This is a genomic window from Hoeflea ulvae, assembly GCF_026619435.1.
Lineage (GTDB): Bacteria > Pseudomonadota > Alphaproteobacteria > Rhizobiales > Rhizobiaceae > Hoeflea > Hoeflea ulvae.
This window is the reverse complement of sequence record NZ_JAOVZQ010000001.1, coordinates 4,867,501-4,882,145: the sequence shown is the minus strand read 5'-3', so window position 1 is coordinate 4,882,145 and position 14,645 is coordinate 4,867,501. Positions and strand designations below refer to the sequence as shown.

At 61.6% G+C, this 14,645-nt stretch carries 14 protein-coding genes (1 of these 14 running past the window's edge); 10 read left to right on the top strand and 4 right to left on the bottom strand.

The genetic code is table 11. The annotated features are described in order from the left end of the window. Positions 1–4: 4 nt before the first annotated feature. Genes OEG82_RS23150 through OEG82_RS23140 form a run of 3 tightly spaced genes read right to left on the bottom strand, consistent with a single transcriptional unit; the run spans position 5 to position 3,276 of the window. Positions 5–967 carry a transketolase family protein gene (locus tag OEG82_RS23150; RefSeq protein WP_267614713.1) on the bottom strand — a complete coding sequence of 321 codons (963 nt, stop codon included), beginning with the start codon at positions 965–967 and terminating at the stop codon, positions 5–7. Then, on the bottom strand, positions 967–1,800 hold the full coding sequence (locus OEG82_RS23145) for a transketolase (protein WP_267614712.1): 834 nt from the start codon (positions 1,798–1,800) through the stop codon (positions 967–969). The genes OEG82_RS23150 and OEG82_RS23145 overlap by 1 nt, the downstream gene beginning before the upstream one ends. A 9-nt stretch (positions 1,801–1,809) precedes the next feature. Next, positions 1,810–3,276, bottom strand: a complete 1,467-nt coding sequence (locus OEG82_RS23140) for an L-fucose/L-arabinose isomerase family protein (protein ID WP_267614711.1) — start codon at positions 3,274–3,276, stop codon at positions 1,810–1,812. 365 nt (positions 3,277–3,641) lie between these two features. Here OEG82_RS23140 and OEG82_RS23135 point away from each other — a divergent pair, with 365 nt between their 5' ends. The 5 genes from OEG82_RS23135 (at position 3,642) to OEG82_RS23115 (ending at position 8,887) form a co-directional block, all read left to right on the top strand. Next, entirely contained in the window at positions 3,642–4,583 is a 942-nt protein-coding gene (locus tag OEG82_RS23135) for a D-ribose ABC transporter substrate-binding protein (RefSeq protein ID WP_267614710.1), read from the top strand. Next, positions 4,523–5,377: a DUF2291 family protein gene (locus OEG82_RS23130; protein WP_267614709.1), complete on the top strand. Its 855-nt coding sequence runs from the start codon at positions 4,523–4,525 to the stop codon at positions 5,375–5,377. Before OEG82_RS23135 ends, OEG82_RS23130 begins: the two co-directional genes overlap by 61 nt. After that, positions 5,374–6,918, top strand: coding sequence for a sugar ABC transporter ATP-binding protein (locus OEG82_RS23125; protein WP_267614708.1), 1,545 nt, complete (start codon positions 5,374–5,376; stop codon positions 6,916–6,918). The genes OEG82_RS23130 and OEG82_RS23125 overlap by 4 nt, the downstream gene beginning before the upstream one ends. Then, a complete protein-coding gene (locus tag OEG82_RS23120) occupies positions 6,915–7,982 on the top strand; it encodes an ABC transporter permease (RefSeq protein ID WP_267614707.1) in 1,068 nt (355 codons plus the stop codon). Before OEG82_RS23125 ends, OEG82_RS23120 begins: the two co-directional genes overlap by 4 nt. 95 nt (positions 7,983–8,077) lie before the next feature. Continuing rightward, positions 8,078–8,887, top strand: a complete 810-nt coding sequence (locus OEG82_RS23115; RefSeq protein ID WP_267614706.1) for a DeoR/GlpR family DNA-binding transcription regulator — start codon at positions 8,078–8,080, stop codon at positions 8,885–8,887. A gap of 18 nt (positions 8,888–8,905) precedes the next feature. Here the strand turns inward: OEG82_RS23115 and OEG82_RS23110 are convergent, their stop codons facing one another. After that, positions 8,906–9,994, bottom strand: coding sequence for a LacI family DNA-binding transcriptional regulator (locus tag OEG82_RS23110; protein ID WP_267614705.1), 1,089 nt, complete (start codon positions 9,992–9,994; stop codon positions 8,906–8,908). A gap of 120 nt (positions 9,995–10,114) precedes the next feature. On the opposite strand from OEG82_RS23110, the gene OEG82_RS23105 reads away from it, so the two are divergent. The 5 genes in view from OEG82_RS23105 to OEG82_RS23085 are tightly spaced (at most 23 nt apart) and all read left to right on the top strand, a layout consistent with a single transcriptional unit that may run on beyond the window. After that, complete coding sequence (locus OEG82_RS23105; RefSeq protein WP_267614704.1) at positions 10,115–11,152, top strand: TRAP transporter substrate-binding protein; 1,038 nt, start codon at positions 10,115–10,117, stop codon at positions 11,150–11,152. A 23-nt stretch (positions 11,153–11,175) separates the two neighbouring features. Then, positions 11,176–11,691 (top strand): TRAP transporter small permease, encoded by a 516-nt coding sequence (locus tag OEG82_RS23100; RefSeq protein ID WP_267614703.1) that lies wholly within the window; start codon positions 11,176–11,178, stop codon positions 11,689–11,691. Next, entirely contained in the window at positions 11,688–12,965 is a 1,278-nt protein-coding gene (locus OEG82_RS23095) for a TRAP transporter large permease (RefSeq protein WP_267614702.1), read from the top strand. Before OEG82_RS23100 ends, OEG82_RS23095 begins: the two co-directional genes overlap by 4 nt. A 7-nt stretch (positions 12,966–12,972) precedes the next feature. Then, positions 12,973–13,512 (top strand): VOC family protein, encoded by a 540-nt coding sequence (locus OEG82_RS23090; protein WP_267614701.1) that lies wholly within the window; start codon positions 12,973–12,975, stop codon positions 13,510–13,512. A 7-nt stretch (positions 13,513–13,519) separates the two neighbouring features. Further along, positions 13,520–14,645 carry the 5' portion of a ribulose-bisphosphate carboxylase large subunit family protein gene (locus OEG82_RS23085; protein WP_267614700.1) on the top strand. Its footprint extends 149 nt past the window's final position, so 1,126 of the gene's 1,275 nt are visible here — the first part of the coding sequence; its start codon is at positions 13,520–13,522; its stop codon lies beyond the right edge, outside the window.

The following is a 14,645-nucleotide window of genomic DNA, read 5'->3' as shown; positions in this document are numbered from 1 at the left end:
CGGGTCAGGCTCCCTTGCGGCGGATGGCGATGCGCGCCGCGCTGGCGATACCTTCCCGGCTCAGGCCGAATTCCTCGAAAAGATTGGCGATCGACCCTGTCGGCATGAAGCCCGGGAATCCGACGCGCTGAACCGGTACGGGATCAGTGGCCGAGGTGTGCTCGGCAACGGCCCCGCCGAGTCCGCCGCGATCCAGCGCTTCTTCCACGGTAACGATCGCACCGGTTTCCAGCGCTGCGGCGCTCACCGCGTCGGTGTCGAGCGGCGAAATCGTGTGCATGTTGAGCACGCGGGCGGAGACGCCTTCTTCGGCCAGGGTCTTAGCCGCCTCCAGCGCAAGATGAACCGTCGTGCCATTGGCGATGATGGTGACATCGGTGCCTGAGCGCTGCAGTTCCGCCTGGCCGGGAGTGAATGTCCGGTCCGGCAGATCCAGGGTGGGGACCTTCATCCGTGACAGGCGCAGATAGACCGGTCCGTCATGAGCTGCTGCCCATTTGACCGCTTCGGCCGTTTCCCAGGCGTCGCAGGGTGCAATCACGGTGATCGGGCCAAGCGCACGCAGCCAGGCGAAGTCCTCGATCGAGTGATGGGTGGCGCCGAGTTCGCCATAGGCGATTCCCGAGGACTGGCCGACCAGTTTGACGTTGAAGCCGGCATAGGCGACATCCGCCTTGATCTGCTCCATGGCCCGCGCGGTGAGAAAGCACGACGCAGCCGAGACGAACGGAATTCTGCCGCCATTGGCGAGACCCGCGGCGACGCCGACCATGTTCTGCTCGGCAATGCCGACATTGACGGTGCGGTCGGGAAATTTCGTCTGGAAACCGCCGAGATTGGACGAGCCGACCGAATCATTGACCACGACGACAATGCGCTCATCAGACGCGGCCAACTGTTCAAGTGTTTCGGCCCAGGCCTTGCGGCAATCGAAACCCGGGGCGGTGGTTGCTTGAGCGACGGCCATCAGACCAGTTCCTTCATTGCTTGCGCGAATTGCTCGGCATTGGGAACGCCGTGGTGCCACTTCGCCTGATCTTCCATGAATGACACACCCTTGCCCTTGACCGTATTGGCGATCACGCAGAGCGGCTTTTGGCGGTCTCCCACCGGTGCGCCGAGCGTGTCGAGCAGTTGCCCGTACTCATGTCCGTCGATCTCGACGACATGCCAGCCAAAGGCGCGGTACTTGTCGTCGAGCGGGTCGAGGCCATTGGTGTCTTCGGTGCGTGCGCCCTGTTGCAGCCGGTTGCGGTCGATGATCAGCGTCAGGTTCCTGACCTTGCGGCTGCCGGCGGTCATGGCCGCTTCCCAGTTCGACCCTTCCTGCTGTTCCCCGTCGCCGGTGAGCACATAGGTGCGATAGTCGGCCCCGGCGATCTGGCCGGAAATGGCGATGCCCAGAGCCACCGGAAAGCCATGACCCAGCGGACCGGTATTGGTTTCAACTCCCGGCAGATATTGGCGGTTGGGGTGACCGTTGAGCATCGAGTGATGCTGCATATAGGTGTCGAGCCAGTCCTGGGGGAAATATCCCGCTGCTGCAAGCGCGGTGTAGAGCGCGCCGGTGGCGTGGCCCTTGGACATTACGAAGCGGTCGCGCTCGGTCCATTCCGGACGCGCCGGGTCATAACGAAGCACGCCGAAATAGAGCGTCGCCAGCACGTCGATGGCGGAGAAATCGCCGCCGAGATGGCCCAGCTGCTTGTCATAGACCATCCTCATGGCATGCTGGCGCATCCACAGCGCCTTGTCGCGGATGAGGGTCTGGGAGTTGTCGGTTTTCAGTGCGCGGGTCATACGCCTGTCTCACTTGCGGTTTGGAAAGAAAAGCTCGGCTTCGGGCGTGCCGTTGTGGTGATAAGCGGGCCAGCCGAGATAGCGGGTGATGGCCTCGTTGACGACATCGGCATGGTGGCCGCGGACCATGGCAACATGGTGCTCGAAGCCGTTCTGGGTGACGAACCGCATCAGCTCGCGCAGCCGTTTGACACGGGTCACTGCAATGCCGCCGTCCATGCCGAAGGGATCGTCGGTGAATTCGCCTTCGCCGAGATAGGCCTTGAGCATGCCGTTGCGATCATCCGAGGAGAGCCGGAAATAGGTCATGTCGCCGGCCTGTACCTTGCCCTTGACGGCGCCGAAGCATTTCTCGCGGCCGATGACTTCGCCGAGAACGTCGAGTTCGCCGATTTCCGGCGTTTCGCCGAGAAAGCTCTTGGGGAAGTTGCCGCAATGGGTGCAGACGCATTTGTCGACATGGTCGGCGTAGTTGTTGTTCCAGTCGAGGATGGCGGCCGGCGCGCTGGAGGCCAGCGTCAGCGCATACATCGACACCGCTCCCATCACGTCGACTTCGCAGGCTGACGGCATCAGGTCCTCGCCCATCATCGACATGGTCAGGCAGGTGGCGCAGCCGAAATTGTCCTGCAGAGAGCGCCAGCACTGGATTGCCGAGGCATCGCATTCATTCTCGTTGATCCAGCGGTTGACGGCCAGTGTCCACTTCGCCTGCTTGCGCACCTGGTCTTCCCGGATATGGGCCGGAATGCGGCCGTAATTGCGAATGCGTTCCAGCCCGGTTACCAGATCGCTGTCGTCATTGCCGATGGCCTCTGCCGCTCCTATCAGCTCCGAAAGGTCGGCGGTGATGACGGTGATGCCGGATTGCTGCAGCAGTTTTTCCGAAAACCGCATCGTCTGGAACGGCGCCGTGCGTGCGCCGATGGCGCCGATGCGCGCGTTCCGGAGCCCGTAGGTGGTGCGGCAGACGCGTGCAAACCGGTCGAGGTCGCCCAGGAACTCATCACCATCGATGTCGCAGGTGTGATTGGTCGTTTCCGTGAACGGAACGCCATATTGCCAGAAATTGTTGGCAACCGAGAGCTTGCCGCAGAATGCGTCGCGCCGGGAATGCACATCCACCTTGTCGAGTTCGTCATTGGAGGCCTGGAGCAGGATCGGCACGTTGAGCTTGGTGCGGTTGATCAGTTCGGCAATCGCGATCTCGTCGCCGAAATTGGGCAGGCAGATCACCAGCCCGTCAATGCTATCGCGGTGCCTCTTGAAATATTCGGCATAGAGCTTGGCGTCCGGGATTGACTGAACGGCGCCGTTCGCGGTCGCCTCGACGGGCATGATGATTGCATCAACTCCCAGTTTTTCCAGTTGCGCCAGGATTTGCGTGCGTGCATCAATGCACGGAGCCGGGCTGAAAAAGGCGCGGCTGCCGATCACAACGCCAAGCGAAATCTTGCGGTTTACAGTCCGTATCATCTGGTCCTCCCGATACCACAATGCCGGCGCGATTGCCATCAGCCCATGATGGTGGCGGCTTTCGTATGTTTTCGAATGCTATCGAATAGCGCGCTTTGACGCAAGCATGTAAATTTTGCTGTCCCATCATCCGGGGTGTCTGACGCGGATGGCTTCGCCAAAAGTCGTCTGAACTCAAGTTATCCATTTGAAAAGAATGCCATAATGTCAGAGATGCCCGATTCCGCCGGGTTTCGAATGGTTCTGGGTTTTTGATAAAAACCGCAGCAAACGAAATAAATATTGACAACAAACAAAAATTGATGCCGAATTCCGGTCCAGAAGTTGCACCCGGAGGGGGTGCGATTTTCAAGGGAGGTTACATCATGAATATCAAGAGACGTCTGCTTATCACCGCCATGGCCATGAGCGTGTTCGGGGCTGCTTCGGGCTTTGCCGCTTCGGCTGCCACCATCGCCATCATCACGCCGAGCCATGACAACCCGTTCTTCAAGGCCGAGGCCGACGGTGCTGCGGCCAAGGCCAAGGAACTGGGCTATGACACCATGGTGCTGGTGCATGACGATGACGCCAACAAGCAATCGGAACTGTTCGATACGGTGATTGCAGCCGGGGTAGCCGCCATCATTCTCGACAATGCTGGCGCCGACGCGTCCGTCGCAGCCGTGCAGAAGGCCAAGGATGCGGGTATTCCCTCATTCCTGATCGACCGCGAAATCACCGCTACCGGCGTTGCCGTGTCGCAGATCGTGTCGAACAATTATCAGGGCGCCCAGCTCGGTGCAGAAGAGTTCGTCAAGCTGATGGGTGAAGAAGGCGAATATGCCGAGCTCGTCGGCAAGGAATCCGACACCAATGCCGGTATCCGCAGCCAGGGCTACCACGACGTCATCGACCAGTATCCGGATCTGAAGATGGTTGCTCGTCAGACGGCCAACTGGTCGCAGACCGAAGCCTATACGGTGATGGAATCGATGCTGCAGGCCAATCCCGGCATCAAGGGCGTGATTTCCGGCAACGACACCATGGCCATGGGCGCGCGCGCAGCGCTTGAGGCCGCCGGCAAGAACGACGTGATCGTGGTGGGCTTCGACGGCTCCAACGACGTGCGGGATTCGATCCTGGCCGGTGGCATCAAGGCCACCGTGCTGCAGCCCGCCTACCAGCAGGCTCAGCTGGCTGTCGAACAGGCAGACCAGTACATCAAGACCGGCTCGACCGGGCTGGATGAAAAGCAGCTGATGGATTGCGTGCTGATCAATGGCGACAACGCTGCCCAGCTCGAGACATTTGCTCTGTCCAACTAAAGCGAAGCATACTTTGCCGGGGCGCGGTGCATCCGCGCTCCGGTTTTGGTTTTGTCGCGCTGCCGGTGGATGAGTCGGCCCATGAAATGACATGCCGGCGGCTGACCGCTTGCCGTGCTGCATTTCACACCGTTACGACAGAGAGCATGATGATGCGTACACCTCTTCTCACCCTATGTGCCGTAGCCGTTTTTGCTCTGTCCGGATGCAAGCTGGTCAAGAACCCGGCCGATGGTGAACAAGCCGTGTCTGCCGGCGCAAGCGGGGACAATGTCCGGACCGAACAGCGCATCGCCGATACTTTCGAGACGCAGCTTTTGCCCTGGGTAGAGGACAAGGCGCTGGATTTTGCCGCTCTGAAAGCGGCTCTGGCGCAAGGGCTGGATGCGGCCGGGGAAGCGCATGGGAACCGCGGATCGGGGGCAGGGGCTGCCTGGAATTTCGCCGTCACTGATACGGGCACGGTTGTTTCCGCCAATCTCGAATCGCGCGCCCGTATCGCCGATCTGGACATTGACGGCGACGGCGCTGCCGATATCACCGTGCAGCTCGGTCCGGTGATCCGGGGCAATGCCTTGCGCGACTTCGCGCCCTTTTACAATTTTGACGATTTCCGTGACCAGATCGAATTCGCCAAGCTCGGCCGGGCGCTCAATGATCGCATCTCCGCCATGCTGGAATTGCCCGAGGGGGACCTGATCGGGCGCTCGATGGCCTTCATCGGTGTGGTGCCGCTGAAAAAGGCAGACGAAGCGATGATCCTGACGCCGACCCGTCTGGACGTTATGCCATGACGCTGGCGGAAGTCCCTCACGCTCACCCGGTCGGACTGACCATCCGCGGCGCCACCAAGGTCTATCCCGGCACAGTGGCGCTCAAGAATGTGGATTTCGATATCCGCATGGGTGCGGTCAATGTGCTTGTCGGTGAAAACGGCGCGGGCAAATCCACCTTGATGAAGGTCATTGCCGGGGTCGAGCCGCTCACCGAAGGCGAGATCAAGGTCGATGGCCGTCCGGTGGTGTTCCGCACCAAGGATGACGCCGTGGCCAACGGCATCGGCATCGTGTTTCAGGAGCTCAACCTGTTTCCGGACATGAGTGTCAGCGAAAACGTGTTCATGGCCAGGGAGCCGGTGCGGTTCGGGGTGGATATCGACCGCGATGCCGTGGCCGAGCGCACCCGGGTGCTGATGCAGCGGCTGGAGCAGGACATCGATCCCGACACCACGCTGGGTCTATTGCGGATCGGCCAGCAGCAAATCGTCGAGATCGCCAAAGCCCTGGCGCAGGACGCCAGGATCCTGATCCTGGATGAGCCCACTTCGGCACTGTCGGCGGCGGAAGTCGAGGTGCTGTTCCGGATCATTGACGAGCTCAAGGCGCAAGGCGTCGGGATCGTCTATATTTCCCACCGGCTGGAAGAGCTCATCCGGGTCGGAGACTACATCACCGTGCTGCGGGACGGCGAAATAACCGGATCCAGGCCGATGCAGGGTGTCGACATTCCCTGGATCGTCGAGACCATGATCGGGGGGAAGTCGAAGGACTTCTCGCAATCGCACAACCAGGAATTCGGCGCCGAAGTGTTTCGCGCCGAGGACATCACCCTGCCCAAGCTGGGTGGCGGCTTCATGGTCGAGCATGTCTCTTTGTCGGTTCGCGCCGGTGAAATTCTCGGCCTGTACGGATTGATGGGCGCCGGACGCTCCGAATTTCTCGAATGCATCATGGCGCAGCATCCCGATTCCAAGGGCCGTTTCTTTGTCGACAATGTCGAGATGAACGAAAAACATGTCGCCGGACGCATCGCGCGCGGCATCGCTCTGGTTCCCGAGGACCGCAAGCGCGACGGCCTGATCCAGATCATGTCGGTGCGCGACAACATCACCCTGTCGTCGCTGGCGCAATTCACCCACGGTATTCATCTGAGCTTGCGCGAGGAGGCGGCGCGCGCCGCGGAATATATCAAGCGCATGACCGTCAAGGTCGCCAGCCCCGCCAATCCGGTTTCATCGCTGTCGGGCGGCAACCAGCAGAAGGTGGTCATCGGCAAGGCGCTGATGACCGGACCGAAGGTGCTGTTGATGGACGAGCCCTCCCGCGGGATCGATATCGGTGCCAAGGCCGAAATCTACCAGAAGATGCGCGCGCTCGCCGCCGAGGGGATCGGCATCATTTTTGTCACGTCGGACCTCGAGGAGGTGCTGGCGTTGTCCGACCGCATCATCGTCATGGCCGACGGTCGTGTGAGCGGCGAATTCAACAAGGGCGCCGGGGCTGCCGATGTGATCGCCGCCGCCTCGCCACGCAAGAACAAGGTGAAAGTGTCATGATGTCAGCGAGTGAACATGCCGGACCGAAATCCGCATCCGGCCGGGACTGGCTTTTGCTGTTGCTCAAGGCGCGGACGCTGGTCGCGCTGTTGCTGGTCTTCGCCTTCTTCTCGCTGATGGCGCCCAACTTCCTCAGCACGGCCAACGCCATCCTGATTTCCAAGCATGTCGCGATCAATGCCTTTCTGGCCATCGGCATGACCTTTGTCATCATAACCGGCGGCATCGACCTGTCGGTCGGCTCGGTGGTGGGGCTGACCAGCATGGTCGCCGGCTGGCTGGTGCTGAACGGGATCGATATCGGCATGGGATGGTCAATCCAGTTCAACACGCTCGAGATCGCCGCAATCGTCTGCCTGGCCGGCGTGTTTGTCGGATGGATCAACGGGATCCTGATCACCAGGCTCAATGTTGCGCCGTTCATCGCCACCCTGGGGATGCTGTATGTCGCCCGCGGCGCGGCGCTGCTGTTTTCCGGCGGACGGACCTTCCCCAATCTCAACGGCAATCCCGAATACGGGTCCGACACCTTCCCCCTGATCGGCACCGGCAATTTCTTAGGCCTTCCGGTGATGATCTGGATGCTGATCGCGGTGACGCTGGGAGCGTCCTATATCGCCACGCGCACGCCGCTGGGCCGACAGATTTATGCGGTCGGCGGCAATGAACGCGGTGCTGCGCTGTCCGGCGTCCGGGTCAACCGGGTGAAGATGTTCGTCTATATGTTCGCCGGGCTGATGGCGGCGGTGGTTGGGCTGATCATCGCATCGCAACTCAGGGCCGCGCACCCGGCCACGGGGGAATTCTTCGAGCTCAACGCCATTGCCGCCGCGGTGCTGGGGGGCACATCGATGTCCGGCGGGCGGGGCCGGATTGTCGGCACCATCATCGGCGCGTTCGTCATCGGCATCCTGTCCGACGGTCTGGTCATGATGGGAGTGTCGTCCTTCTGGCAGATGGTGGTAAAGGGTCTGGTGATCATCGCGGCGGTGGTCATTGACCAGGCACAGAGCCGACTGCAGACGAAGGTGGCTCTGGCGCAGGAGATGGCGCAAAGCCGATAGGGCGGAAATCGGGATCAAATGTTGCTCTTGTAGGCGTTAGAATCTAAGTGAGTTGGTCATTCGGGTCAGGCAGTCCGATTTCAAGGAGTTAAAGCTTGCAGGAACAACCGGACACAGAACGCAACGCAAACATGGCCGGCCTGTTGTCCGAGCCTCGCCGACGTCGAATTCTCGAATGGATCGAGGAGGAGGGTTCGGCCCGCGTCCGCGATCTTTCCGCTGCGTTCCAGGTTTCTGAAGCCACGATCCGCCAGGACCTCGAGCGGCTGGAAAAGGAAGGCCATATCACCCGCGAACATGGCGGCGCCTTTCTCAATGCCATGCGCGGTCAGATGCAGGGCTTCGTGCTGCATCACCAGGTCAATATGGACAAGAAACGCAAGATCGGCGCCTATGGTGCCAATCTGGTTGCCGATGGCGAAACCCTGATTCTCGATGCCGGAACGACGACGACCGAGATCGCCACCCGACTTGGCGCGCGCAAGAATCTCACCGTCATCACCAATGCGCTCAACATCGCGGTGATCCTCGGCACCATCCCCGGATTTGCGGTACATATGCCCGGCGGCCAGTTCAAGGCGCCGACGCTGTCGCTGTCGGGGGACAAGTCGGTCGAATATTTCCGCAGCATTTTTGCCGGCAAGCTGTTCCTGGCGACAGCGGGCGTGGCGCTGGATGCGGGCCTGACCTATCCGAGCTTTGCCGACCTGCAATTGAAGGAAGCGATGATCAAGGCGGCGAGCCATGTTTATCTCGTGGCGGATTCGACCAAGATCAACCGCACCTCGTTCACCCGTCTCGGCGCGCTGGAGCTGGTGCATTCCTTCATCACCGATGACGGCATATCCGATTCCGACGCCAAGGAATTCGAGCGACGCGGCGTCGAAGTGCTGATCGCCGTATAGGACGCCGCCATAGAACGGTCAGGACAGCGGGACGCCGGTTCCCGACGGCAGGTTTTCGCGAAAGAAGATGTCCATCCGCGAGGCGCTCTGGCCATGGCCGGCCAGCATCTGGCCGGGTGGAGCGCAGAGCAGGCTGATGGCATTTGACAATATGGTGTCCGGATTGGCGTCGATGATGGCATCCATGGTGCCGTCAATCAGGAACTTGCGGGTGTCGGCCGTCAGCCCATGGCCGATGAACAACACATCACCCGCCCGGTTCAGTTCGACCAGCGCCCGGGCGATGCCGTTGGATGATCCGCCGACATTGTAGATTCCGATCAGATCCGGGTGCTGCTGCAGCAGGGACATGGCGTGGCGGTAATTCTCGCCGGCATCGTCATGACCCTCGCGCACCCCGACCACGCGCAGGTCGGGATACATCTCCTCGAGCAACGCCAGAAACCCGGCCTCGCGTTCGGAATGGGTGCGGTAATTGCGCGAGCCCGCCACCAGCGCCAGGCTTCCGCTGGTCTTCTTGCTGAAGCGGGCCAGAAGCATTGCGGCCGTCCGTCCGGCCGACTGGTTGTCGAGTCCGACAAAGCCCATTCGCGCCGGATGCGGCAGGTCGGAAACGATGGTCACCACACGGGTGCCCGCCGATGTCACTGCCTCGACCGCCTCGCGCACTTCCGGATGGTCGATCGCCATGAAGGCGATGCCATCGGCCCAGGCTGCGTGGTGGCGCAGGGCATCGGCCAGCGCACGCGCGTTGAAACTTTCGATGAAGATGCAGCGGATTGACGGCGCATCGCGGCCCTTGGCGGCAGCCCGCACCCGCAGCTTTTCACCAAGCAGCCGCAGATAGGGATTGGCGCCTGCGGGCAGCAGGAACACGATGTTGGGCGGGCGCGGCGTGGCGATCAGTTCGAATTCGCCAGCCGTGAGAAAGCCGAGATCAAGCGCGGCCTGCAGAACCCGCTCGGTGGTGCGCTGCTTGACGCCCTTGCGCCGGTTGAGCACGCGATCCACCGTTGCCATAGAGACCTTGGCCGCCGCGGCGACATCGGTCATCTGGGGCGCACGCTTGCTCGGTGCAGTCTGCTCGAACACATCAAAACCCATCATTTAATCGCGTTTGACGCCCCAAATATCTGTTCCTATCCTTCTGTCAAGCTTCGTGTTTTCGGGAGAGACGAAGTTTTTCGGAGGTGGCGTACACCTCAAAACAAATCATGGGAGGTCACTATGACAGAACGCAAATCGTTGATCCGTTCAACCGAAATCACCCGTCGCACAGCACTTGGCATGGGGCTGGGGGCCGGCGCCCTGGCGCTGATGCCGGGATTGGCGCAGGCAGCACCCTCGCTGACGCTGCGCTACGGCCACAACAACGAGCCCGCATCGGTCGCCGGCGCCCAGGCCGACTGGTTCGCCGAAGCGCTGGGCCAGTCCTCCGGTGGCGACATCGCGGTTGAGGTGTTTCCGGCGTCACAACTCGGCAAGCTGCAGGAACTGGCCGAAGCGGTCTCGCTCGGCAGCATCGCGCTGTCGCACAATACCGCTGGCGGCATCGGCTCGCTTTACGAGCCGTTTGCCGCACTCGACACGCCTTACCTCTATCGCGATGTCGACCACCTGCTGAAGGTCACCGATGTCAATTCGCCGGTGATGCAGGAACTCAATGAAGGCCTGATTGCCGCTGCCAATGTGCGCGTGATCTATGCCCATTATTTTGGCCGCCGCAACCTGACCGCCAACAAGGCCGTGTATGCACCCGCCGATCTGGCCGGCGTGAAAATCCGCGCGGTTCCGTTTCCGATCTACACCACCGCCGTCGAGGGCATGGGCGCGGTTGCTGTGCCGGTCGACTGGTCGGAAGTCCCCACCGCGCTGGCCACAGGTGTCGTCGCCGGTCAGGAAAACCCGGTCAATGTCGTCCTCTCGGTCAAGCTCTATGATGTGCAGTCGCACCTGATGCTGACGGGGCACATGTCCAATGCCGAGATGGTGGTGATGAATGAGGATGTCTGGCAGGGGCTGTCGGCCGAGCAGAAACAGGCCGTCACCACCGCGGCGGAAGAGACCCGCATCAAGGCGACCAATGCCATTCTCGACAAGGAAGAATCGGAGACCCAGGAATTGCGGGATCTCGGCATGACCGTGATCGGCGAAGACGACGGTCTGAAGCTCGAGGAATTCCGCAGCTCGGTCAAGGCGCTGGTCGATGAACGCTTCGGCGAGAAATTCGGCGACCTTTATGCCAAGATTGCCGCGGTCGCCTGATCGTCGCGGCCGGAGGATCGGGGATGCCCCGTCAACATACCAAAAGTGGCCGCGCCGCAATGGCGCGGCTGGCTGATGCGGGTACTGCAATCGGCATCGCCATGCTCGCCTTGATGGCGGCTCTGATCGCGGTGCAGGTGGTGGCGCGCAACATCTTCGATCTGGGCCTGCCCTGGGCCGATGAACTGGCGCGTTTCTGCTGCATCGGTCTGGTGTTTCTCGCTATCCCCGCATTGGTGCTCAATCACCAGATGGTGGCGGTCACCGTGGTGCCCGACATGCTGGGCGGTCGCGCCCGCCGCAGCCTGCATGTGGCGCAGGAACTGGCCACCCTGGCTTTTGCCGGTTTCACGCTTTGGGGCTTTGCCGCATTCCTGCCGCGGGCCGGCAAATTCCTGACCCCGGCAATGGGCATGCCTAACTGGGGCTATTACGCAGCGGCCTTGATCGGGACGGTTCTCATCGCATGCGCGGCCCTCTTCCGCATTGCCGACATTCTTCACGGGCCGAATCAGGCCGACAAGGACATGCTGCCATGAGCCTCATTCTCCTTGCCATCTTTCTGGCGCTGCTGGTGTGCGGCGCGCCGGTAGCGGTCTCGCTGGGGCTTTCCTCGGCGATTGTCATTGTCACCAACAATCTGCCGGTTTCGGTGCTGGCCCAGCGGGCGCTCAATGCGCTGGACAGCTCGCCCCTGCTTGCGGTGCCACTGTTCATTCTTGCCGCCAATCTCCTCAACGCCATGGGCGTCACCACCCATCTGTTCGATCTTGTGCGGCTGCTGCTTGGCCGTATCCGCGGGGCGGTGGCGCAGGTCAGCGTGCTGGTCAGCCTGATCTTCTCCGGCATTTCCGGCGCAGCACTCGCTGACATCGGGGCGCTGGGCGCGGTGCAGATCAACCAGATGAAGGCGCAGGGCTATCGCGAGGATTTCGCCGCCGGCCTGACCATTGCCGCGGCCACCATCGGTCCGATTTTTCCGCCCTCGATCCCGATCATCATCTATGCCAGCGTCGCCAATGTGTCCGCGGTCAAGCTGCTGGTGGCGGGCATCATCCCGGCGCTGCTGCTGACCGCATTGCTGATGATCCAGGTGGCGATCATGGCCCGGGTCAAGGGATTGCCGCGCGACACCGTGCGCCCGACCGTCAAGGCTGTTGCCACCAAGTTCGTCATTTCCTTCCCCGCGCTGATGGCGCCGGTGCTGCTGATCGGCGGTTTGCTGAGCGGCTATTTCGGCCCCACCGAAGTGGCGGGCGTCACCGTCGCCTATGCCTGCCTGATCGGTGTCTTCATCTATCGCAGCCTGACCATGACCAAGATGATCGCCTGTCTCAGGGAAACCGTAGAGTCGACCGCCAATATCCTGTTCATCGTGTCGGCGGCGGCCCTGTTTGCCTGGGTACTGACGCTTGACCGGGTGCCGATGATTGCCAGCCAGATCCTGCTCAGCCTGACCGATGATCCCTTCATGCTGCTGCTGCTGGTCAATATCTTGCTGCTGGTTGTCGGCATGGTGCTGGAATCCATTGCCGCCATCCTGATCATCGCGCCAATCATCGCGCCGGCGCTGACCCTGGCCGGTGTCGATCCGCTGCAGCTTGGCATCGTCTTCGTGCTCAACCTGATGATCGGCCTGCTGACGCCGCCGGTGGGGATGAGCCTGTTCATGGTTTCCATCGTCACCAGGATCCCGGTGCCGGTTGTCATTCGCGGCGTGCTGCCCTTCCTGGTGCCGCTGCTTCTCGCGCTGATTGTTGTCTCGGCCGTTCCGGCCCTTTCAACCTGGCTTCCCAATTATCTTTTGAAATGAGGCAGACATGAGCAGGTTTCTCGGACCTATCAGGCAACTGGGATATGTTGTCGACGACATCGAAGCGGGCATGGATCACTGGTCGCGGGTGATGGGCGTAGGCCCCTGGTTCTACAATCCGCGGGTGCCGATCGAGGACTACCGTTTCGAAGGCAAGTCCTATGATGTGCACAATTCGGTGGCGCTGGCCAATTCCGGCTATGTCCAGGTCGAGCTGATCCAGACCCGCAACGACGCGCCGTCAATGTATCGCGACTTCATGCGCGCTGGTAATCGCGGGCTGCAGCATGTGGCCTATTGGACCGAAAATTTTGATGCCGATCTGGCGCGCATGCTCGGCGAGGGCTTTACCGAGAAGATGAGCGGCTGCGTCGGCAAGAATGGCCGTTTCACCTATTTCGCCGAGGAGGCGCATCCGGGAACGGTGATTGAGCTGTCTGAAGTGGTGGGACCGAAAGGGCGGATGTTCGACCTGATTCGTGCCGCATCCGAAAACTGGGATGGCAGCGATCCGGTGCGGCCCTTCCCCGACCTGGCGACGATCTGAGCCCGGCATGAACAACGAGAACATCGAGGCCAGCTACATTGTCGAGACGCCGATGGATCCGGCCCGCGTCGCGGCCGCGATGGCGGGCGAGCAGTCGAGCGGCACATTTGTCCGGGTTGCCGGCGAGACCGACGAGCTGCGCAGCCGTGCCGCTGCCGAAGTGCTCGAGGTCACCGAACTTGATCCGGTGGAAGAGCCGAGCCTGGAAAGCGCCTATCTCGAACGGAAGGCCGTCTTCGGGCCCTATCGCCGGGCGCGGGTCCGGATCGCCTTTCCTGTTGCCAATATCGGCAGCAACCTGCCGACCCTGGCAGCCACCGTTGCGGGCAATCTCTATGACATCGGCGAGATCACCGGCCTCAAGCTGCTTTCGCTCCGTATCCCGCAAGCCTACCGGTCGCGCTATCAGATGCCGTCAATGGGGATCGCCGGCACCCGCGCCCGGCTCGGCGTTATGGACCGGCCGCTGTTCGGCACCATCATCAAGCCCAATGTCGGCCTGCGGTCCGACGAGATCGCCGATCTGGTGGAAACGCTCTGCGAAGCCGGGGTCGACTTCATCAAGGATGACGAGGTCTGCGCCAATCCCGACCACGCGCCGATTGCCGAGCGGGTGCCTGCCGTGATGGCGCGGATCCGGGCCTATCGCGATCGCAGCGGCCGAGATGTAATGATGGCCTTCAACATTACCGATGAAACCGATGCGATGCGCCGCCATGCCGACCTGGTCAGGGCGGAGGGCGGTTCCTGCGTCATGGCCAGCCTCAACTGGTGCGGGTTGTCGGGCATGGAGACCGTTCGTGACCACACCGATCTGGCAATCCACGGCCATCGCAACGGCTTTGGCGCGATGTCGCGGCATCCGCTGCTCGGGATGGCCTTTGACGCCTATCAGGCACTGTACCGTCTGGCAGGCGTCGACCATATGCATGTGCATGGCATCGGCGGCAAATTCGTCGATGCGGCTGACGAGGTCGAGGCCGCAGCCCGGCGCTGCATTGCGCCGCTCGCCTTCGATGGTGCCGGATCTGATGATCGCGTGATGCCGGCCTTTTCATCCGGCCAATGGGCCGGCACCTTGCCCCGCACATATCAAGCGGTCGCAAGCTCCGATTTCCTGTTCATGGCGGGCG

Bases quoted from the DNA above. Each gene is read 5' to 3' on its own strand.
- OEG82_RS23150 (WP_267614713.1), bottom strand. From the start codon at position 967: ATGGCCGTCGCTCAAGCAACCACCGCCCCGGGTTTCGATTGCCGCAAG.
- OEG82_RS23145 (WP_267614712.1), bottom strand. From the start codon at position 1,800: ATGACCCGCGCACTGAAAACCGACAACTCCCAGACCCTCATCCGCGAC.
- OEG82_RS23140 (WP_267614711.1), bottom strand. From the start codon at position 3,276: ATGATACGGACTGTAAACCGCAAGATTTCGCTTGGCGTTGTGATCGGC.
- OEG82_RS23135 (WP_267614710.1), top strand. From the start codon at position 3,642: ATGAATATCAAGAGACGTCTGCTTATCACCGCCATGGCCATGAGCGTG.
- OEG82_RS23125 (WP_267614708.1), top strand. From the start codon at position 5,374: ATGACGCTGGCGGAAGTCCCTCACGCTCACCCGGTCGGACTGACCATC.
- OEG82_RS23120 (WP_267614707.1), top strand. From the start codon at position 6,915: ATGATGTCAGCGAGTGAACATGCCGGACCGAAATCCGCATCCGGCCGG.
- OEG82_RS23110 (WP_267614705.1), bottom strand. From the start codon at position 9,994: ATGATGGGTTTTGATGTGTTCGAGCAGACTGCACCGAGCAAGCGTGCG.
- OEG82_RS23105 (WP_267614704.1), top strand. From the start codon at position 10,115: ATGACAGAACGCAAATCGTTGATCCGTTCAACCGAAATCACCCGTCGC.
- OEG82_RS23100 (WP_267614703.1), top strand. From the start codon at position 11,176: ATGCCCCGTCAACATACCAAAAGTGGCCGCGCCGCAATGGCGCGGCTG.
- OEG82_RS23095 (WP_267614702.1), top strand. From the start codon at position 11,688: ATGAGCCTCATTCTCCTTGCCATCTTTCTGGCGCTGCTGGTGTGCGGC.
- OEG82_RS23090 (WP_267614701.1), top strand. From the start codon at position 12,973: ATGAGCAGGTTTCTCGGACCTATCAGGCAACTGGGATATGTTGTCGAC.